Annotated in this window: 7 protein-coding genes; 1 reads left to right on the top strand and 6 read right to left on the bottom strand. The window is 43.1% G+C overall.

Translation table 11 applies throughout. The annotated features are described in order from the left end of the window. Nucleotides 1–109 precede the first annotated feature (109 nt). The 4 genes from IBX48_RS02820 to dapD form a co-directional block, all read right to left on the bottom strand. Nucleotides 110–340, bottom strand: a complete 231-nt coding sequence (locus IBX48_RS02820; protein WP_296830497.1) for a hypothetical protein — start codon at nucleotides 338–340, stop codon at nucleotides 110–112. A 2-nt stretch (nucleotides 341–342) separates the two neighbouring features. Next, the gene (gene dapE / locus IBX48_RS02815) at nucleotides 343–1,482 is read right to left on the bottom strand and encodes a succinyl-diaminopimelate desuccinylase (protein WP_296830495.1); all 1,140 of its coding nucleotides are present in this window, start codon (nucleotides 1,480–1,482) and stop codon (nucleotides 343–345) included. Next, entirely contained in the window at nucleotides 1,479–1,814 is a 336-nt protein-coding gene (locus IBX48_RS02810) for a Spx/MgsR family RNA polymerase-binding regulatory protein (protein ID WP_296830492.1), read from the bottom strand. The genes dapE and IBX48_RS02810 overlap by 4 nt, the downstream gene beginning before the upstream one ends. A 94-nt stretch (nucleotides 1,815–1,908) precedes the next feature. Continuing rightward, complete coding sequence (dapD, locus tag IBX48_RS02805) at nucleotides 1,909–2,736, bottom strand: 2,3,4,5-tetrahydropyridine-2,6-dicarboxylate N-succinyltransferase (protein WP_296830490.1); 828 nt, start codon at nucleotides 2,734–2,736, stop codon at nucleotides 1,909–1,911. A gap of 86 nt (nucleotides 2,737–2,822) precedes the next feature. Between dapD and IBX48_RS02800 the strand changes: the two genes are divergently transcribed. Continuing rightward, complete coding sequence (locus tag IBX48_RS02800; protein ID WP_296830488.1) at nucleotides 2,823–3,224, top strand: VOC family protein; 402 nt, start codon at nucleotides 2,823–2,825, stop codon at nucleotides 3,222–3,224. On the opposite strand, the gene glnD is transcribed toward IBX48_RS02800, so the two are convergent. Both glnD and map read right to left on the bottom strand, forming a co-directional pair. Beyond that, nucleotides 3,225–5,843: a [protein-PII] uridylyltransferase gene (gene glnD / locus IBX48_RS02795; protein WP_296830486.1), complete on the bottom strand. Its 2,619-nt coding sequence runs from the start codon at nucleotides 5,841–5,843 to the stop codon at nucleotides 3,225–3,227. A 16-nt stretch (nucleotides 5,844–5,859) separates the two neighbouring features. Next, nucleotides 5,860–6,636, bottom strand: coding sequence for a type I methionyl aminopeptidase (map, locus tag IBX48_RS02790; RefSeq protein WP_296830484.1), 777 nt, complete (start codon nucleotides 6,634–6,636; stop codon nucleotides 5,860–5,862). Between the last annotated feature and the right edge of the window lie 212 nt (nucleotides 6,637–6,848).

The following is a 6,848-nucleotide window of genomic DNA, read 5'->3' as shown; positions in this document are numbered from 1 at the left end:
GCCTTGATCTGACAAACTTGGCGTTGCCAGAATTCATTCTGGGTTAATCGAGGTGCCCATTTTTTTACGATTCCTTACTAGAGCTTAAAAGTTTAAATAGAAATGGGTTTTAATAGAGGGTTTCGACCGGAAATAATGCATCGAATAGAAAGCTTAAACCGTATACAAATATAAATACGAGAATGAAGACGATCAGAATGGAAAAAGCTTGCTTGTTTTCAATAAACTTTTTACGCCATTTTTCCCCTTTAATCAGCGGCCATACCAGCCATATAAAAACAAATAAGGCACCGATTTGAAGGCCAATAAGTAAATATTCCAGCCAGATAGGGAGTTCCATAATTACGCCTTTTGTATGAGCAGGTTAATCATCATTTGATAATAGATATCGGTTAACAATTCGAGATCCTTAACACTAACACATTCATTCACCTTGTGAATAGTGTCGTTTAGCGGGCCAAACTCAATCACTTGTGCGCCAGTTGGGGCAATAAAGCGTCCATCTGACGTACCGCCACCAGTGGAAAGATTGGGGTGATAATTTAGCACTTGGTGAATTGCATCTGAGGTGGCTTGGATTAATTCGCCTTCAGCGGGTGTTACAAACGGCAAGCCTGATAAATTCCAGTCAATCTGATAGTCTATGTTAAAGGGAGCCAAACAATCTATTACACCTTGTTTGAGCGACTCAGGGGTGTGTTCGGTAGAGAAACGGAAATTAAACATAACCTCTATTTCGCCCGGAATCACATTAGTCGCACCCGTGCCAGATTGAACGTTTGATATTTGCAGAGAAGTCGGTGGGAAATAGTCATTTCCTTGATCCCATTCAATACCGATTAAGGCGGCTAGGGCGGGTAGGGCTTTGTGAACTGGATTATCGGCTAATTGTGGGTAGGCAATATGGCCTTGTATGCCTTTAATCGTCAATTTGGCATTTAATGAGCCACGCCGACCATTTTTAATTGAATCACCTAGCTTAATATCACTTGAGGGTTCACCAACCAAACAATAGTCGATTTTTTCATTACGCGCTTCAAGTGTTTCGATCACTTTTACAGTACCGTCAATTGCCGGACCTTCCTCATCACTGGTGATTAAGAATCCAATCGAGCCGTTATGTTGTGGGTAGTTCTTAATAAAACGCTCGGTGGCAACCATAAAACAAGCAATACTGCTTTTCATATCAGCTGCACCGCGCGCATACATCATTCCCTGATCAATTTCAGCTGAAAAGGGCGGGTGCTTCCACTTACCTAACGGGCCTGTTGGTACAACATCGGTATGGCCTGCAAATACAAACAGCGGCCCGGTGTCTCCTTTGCGTGCCCACAGGTTACTGACGTCGCCAAAAGGCATGGGTTCGCAGTTAAATCCGAGTGGCTTAAGAAAGTCGGCAATTAAATCCTGACAGCCTTTGTCATCAGGGGTCACGGAGTCGATCTGGAGTAGAGCTTGGGCTAAATCAATCGTGGCACTCATAAGTTTTGATATTCTTCCAATTTGAAGCCGATCAGTAGTCTTTGATCAAGTTGCAGAACCGGCCGTTTAATTAAGGTTGGGTGTTGGATCAATAGGGCTAGATCTTGATGCTCAATCGCAGCCTGTTCGGTATCGGAAAGCTGTTTCCAAGTAGTGCTGCGTTTATTGATCAGGTCGCTGTAGTCGGTATAGGTTAACCAGGTTTGAATAGTTTTAGTGTTTAATCCATCCTTGCGAAAATCATGAAGCTGAAAACTGTGTCCGGCAGACTCTAAAAATTTTCGTGCCTTGCGGACAGTATCGCAATTTGAAATGCCATAGAGAGTCATCATGTAAAGGGTGTTCCAGAAAAAGTTTGATTGTTTGAGTTTAAGCTTGATGTTTGGTTAAATCAAAAAAGGCGCTAAAAGCGCCTTTTGGGGGTGATTAAATGTCGCGTAACAACTCGTTAATGCCCACTTTTCCGAGTGTCTTGGCGTCCACTTTTTTCACGATTACCGCACAATATAGGCTGTATGAGCCATCTTTTGATGGTAGGTTTCCAGAAACCACAACTGACCCAGCCGGTACTCGTCCGTAATGGATTTCGCCAGTTTCGCGATCATAAATACGAGTTGATTGGCCTATATAAACGCCCATCGAGATAACAGAGCCTTCTTCAACAATCACGCCTTCAACTACTTCAGAGCGTGCACCGATAAAGCAGTTGTCTTCAATAATCGTCGGCGCGGCTTGTAATGGCTCAAGTACGCCACCGATACCAACCCCGCCAGATAAGTGTACGTTTTTACCAATTTGCGCACAAGAACCCACCGTTACCCAGGTATCAACCATGGTGCCTGAGTCGACATAAGCGCCAATGTTGACATAAGACGGCATCAAAACCGTGCTTGGTGCAATGTAAGAGCCGCGACGTGCCATGGCAGGTGGTACAACACGCACGCCAGCCGCTTCAAAATCGGCTTGTGAATAATCGGCGAATTTGGACGGCACCTTGTCAAAATAACGAGTTTCAGACGAGTTCATTACCACGTTATCTTCGGTACGGAAAGACAGTAACACCGCCTTTTTTAACCATTCGTTAACGGTCCATTTGCCGACTGATTGACGTTCTGCCACACGCATTTGGCCGCTGTCCAATAAATGTAGGCTTTCTTGAATGGCGCGTTTGGTTTCCGCATCAACATTTTTTGGCGTGATTTCGGCACGACGTTCAAACGCCGCTTCAATAATTTGCTGTAGATCCGCAGACATATTTATAGTTTCCGTTTACTTAATTAAAATACAATTGTTTAATTGTAACATTTTTGATTTATGGCCTAAAGAAAAAAGGAGGCAGTGTGGCGAAAGTAGTCGGCTTCGACCATGTCAGTATTTTGGTAAAAGATGCTCAGGCGAGTTTGGCGTTTTATCAAGGGTTGTTAGGCTTAAGTTGTTTAGATAGACCCAATTTAGGCTTTGACGGTTATTGGCTAAGTTTGGGGGACGGGCAAAGTTTGCACATCATGCAGCTGCCGAATCCTTATGAGCAAGCAACTCGACCCCAGCATGGTGGACGAGACCAGCACTTTGCCTTAAGAGTCGACAGCATTGATGAGTTTGCTCGGTTGCTTGACGAACAAGGTGTTCAATACACGCTTAGCCGCTCAGGGCGTCAGGCTTTATTTTTAAGAGATTTGGATCACAATGCTGTTGAGCTTTTTGAAGCCGTTAAGCTTGATGCTGGGTCTGGTTTGGTGTGATCAGGACTCAATATAGGTCATTAAGGTTTTTGTGAGTTGTTGTTGGTGCTCAACCGGGATGGCTTCATTGAGTGTGGTGCTAATTATAAACGTGTCTTCGGCTTTTTCGCCGACCGTATTAATTTTGGCATCGTGCATGCGGATTTCACAGTCTCTAAAAGCTTGGCCAACACGTGAAAGCAGACCGGGTATATCCTTTGTCAAAATTGTGATTTCCGTGAATTTTTTGCTTAAATCTTGAAATTGAACTTTGGTGGGGGTTTTAAAGTGACGGATTCGACGTTCTTTCGTGTGGTTAACCAAGGGTTTAATCGGTGGATGATCAATTAAGTTGTGTTCCAATTTAAGTTTGATTCGTTCTAGTAAATCCGGGTCTTCAATTGCGACTTGATCTCTATCTAAAAAGTAGACCAAAACCAAGGTCATATTTTCACGTGTTGAATAGACTTTGGCTTCTACAATGTTTAAGTTTAAGTTATCCAGCGTTTGGGTGATCTGAGCAAATAAAAAGTCTCGGTTAGGCATGTAGATCATTAACTCAGACGCACCACGGTGGGTTTTTCCGGTAATGGATATTGCCATTGCTTCGAGCGGTGTTTGATAAAGTTGTTGTGTAATTCGACTAATTTCGAGCGGTGTTTGGCGATTAAAAAACTCAGTCTTTTTCAAACTATTCCACAAGGCTTGGTAATCGCTGGCATTAAGGGCATTTTTGGCCAGGATTTCGCGTGCTTTTTCTTGATGAAGTAAGGCTTTTTTGGTTTTGTCTTTCGGAACTTCGAGGGCTTTATCAAGCGCGTTGGAGGTTTCGTTAAATAACTCTAAAAATAGCGCGTTTTTCCAGTCGTTCCAAACATCGTCCGAGGTGGAGCAAACATCGGCTACGGTTAGCAAATATAAATAGTTCAGGCGGTTTTGGTCACCGACTAAGCGAGCAAATTCTAAAATGACGTTCGGATCACTTAAATCTTTACGCTGAGCAACGCTTGAGAATTCAAGATGATGTCGTACTAGCCAAGCCACTAGCTTGGTGTCGTTATCGGATAAGTTATGCGCTTTGCAAAATTGTAATGCATCGTCGGCTCCCAATACTTCATGAGCACCGTTTCGACCTTTTGCAATGTCGTGGAATAAGCCCGCCAGAAACAGGATTTCGGGCTTGCAAATAGAGCGTGCAACTTGATGAGCCGTGGGGAATTCAAACGCATATTCTTTGATGAAAAAACGTCTTAAATAACGAATCACTAATATAGTGTGCTCATCGACCGTATAGGCGTGAAAAATATTAAACTGCATCAGGCCAGATATTTTATGGAAAGCGGGGATATAAGCCTCCAAAATGCCGTAGCTATGCATACGTTTTAAGGACGCGTTGACCCCTTTGGGTTGGCGGAATATTTCTATAAATAAAGCTTTGTTAATGGGGTCGTTACGAAACGATTCATCAATTAAATGTAAGTTTTCACGTAACAGTCGGATCGTTCGAGCTCGGATACCGGCAATGCTGGGATCATTTTCTACAATAATAAAGAGTTCAAGCAGGGCGCTTGGAAATTGTTGAAATACTTGTTCGGTACGGATGTCGAGGTAGTTATTAACCAGTTGAAATCGTTGGTTAATCTTGGTTACTTTTTGGGATTGTTGAGTGAAGATTTCTTCATAAAAGTGTTGCAGTAAAATTTCGTTAAGTTTGACCACCGCACGCAAGTTTCGATAGTAGCTATTCATGAACTGCTCTACCGCTAGTTTTTCACTGGTGTCTTGATAGTTAAAGGTTTCGGCGACTTGTTGTTGATTGTCGAATAGTAGACGGTCTTCACGGCGATTTTTTAAGCGATGTAATATAAAACGCACACGGCTTAAAAACTTGTAAGCCGCGTCCAATTCGCGGTATTCGTCGGGTGTGATGAATTGTTTTTGAACCAATTGGTGAATGGAGGTGGCGTTAAAATGGCGTTTTGCGACCCAGAAAATGGTTTGAATATCACGTAAACCACCTGGGCTTTCTTTGATATTGGGTTCGAGTTGGTAAACCGTGTCGTGAAAACGTTTATGGCGCTGTGCTTGCTCTGTGAGTTTGGCTTCAAAAAAAGCTTGACTGGGCCAGAAGTCGTCTAATTTCCAAATAGTTTGCAAGGCTTCAAACAGCTCGTAACTGCCGGTAATCCAACGTGCTTCTAATAAGTTGGTAGCGGTGGTGATGTCATCTAAACCGGCTTGATGGCATTCTTCAACGGTTCGAATAGCATGCCCGACTTCAAACCCCATGTCCCATAGTAGGGTAATAAATTGACTAATTTTATCGGCATCGGTAAAGGGGGTTTTACATAAAATCAGTAAATCAATATCCGAGTGGGGGTGGAGTTCACCGCGTCCATATCCGCCTACGGCCACTAGGGCAAAGTTTTCGGCATCAAAACTGTGGTGCCAGATCTTTTTGAGGATTTGATCAATAAATACTGAACGCTCTTTAATCAATTCAGAAACGGCCGTACCTTGGTCAAATTGATTAAATTGGTGTGTGCTAAAGCCTTGAAGCATATCGCGCCCGACCTTCGCCGCGATATCCGGTTGTTTGAGCGCATTAATGAAGCTAGGCAGGTCGGGTTGAGAATGCATTATTTGAGTCTTTAGCCTATAAAAGAGGTTGCTCACCGGTTCTTAAAGTGAAAATTTCGTAGCCAGACTCGGTAACAAGTAATGTATGTTCCCATTGAGCCGATAAGGTTCGGTCTTTCGTTACGACTGTCCAGCCGTCACCAAGTAACTTAACCTCTGGGCGTCCCAAGTTAATCATCGGTTCAATTGTAAATGTCATGCCGGGCTTGAGTAGGATGCGTTTTTGTTCTTGAGAACTGTAGTGCAAAACCTGAGGTTCTTCGTGAAAATCCTCTCCAATCCCGTGTCCACAGTATTCCTTAACCACTGAACAATCGTTGGCATGGGCATGTTGTTCAATCGCAAAAGCAACATCGTAAAGTGTGGCTCTTGGTTTAACCTGCTGGATGCCTTTCCATAAACACTCATGTGCGATGCGACAGAGACGAGAGGCAAAGGGTGCTACCTCACCGACTTCAAACATCATGCTGGTGTCGCCATGAAACCCATCTTTAATGACCGTGACATCTATATTAATGATGTCACCTTTTTTGAGTTTTTTATCGCCGGGGATACCGTGACAGACGACTTGGTTAATGGAGGTGCAAATAGACTTAGGAAACCCATGGTAATTCAACGTGGCCGGCACGGTGTCTTGTACCTGAGTCATATAATCGTGCGCTTTTTGATTAAGTTCCTCGGTGGTGACCCCCGGTTTGACAAGAGGGGTTAACATTTCAAGCACATCAGCCGCTAAACGGCCAGCTACGCGCATTTTTTCAATTTGTTGAGGGGTTTTTAAGATAATACTCATAGTCGATTGTGTTTATTCCAAGCCAATATAATATGCATTAAAGTCTAACAGATATCTAGGCTGGAGCTAAAGTGCTAACAAGCCTGATATTAATAAATATTTATTAATAGGCCTATTTTGATGTTATTTCTAGCTTGAAGGCTTGAGTATTAGGGGGTGTTATGGTATAAATTCCGCGCTTATTTTTAAACGCGTTTTGAAAATAACGCAAC

Origin of the sequence: Thiomicrospira sp. (genome assembly GCF_014859555.1) — a bacterium.
Taxonomy (GTDB): domain Bacteria; phylum Pseudomonadota; class Gammaproteobacteria; order Thiomicrospirales; family Thiomicrospiraceae; genus Thiomicrospira.
This window is presented reverse-complemented; position numbering and strand designations above follow the sequence as displayed.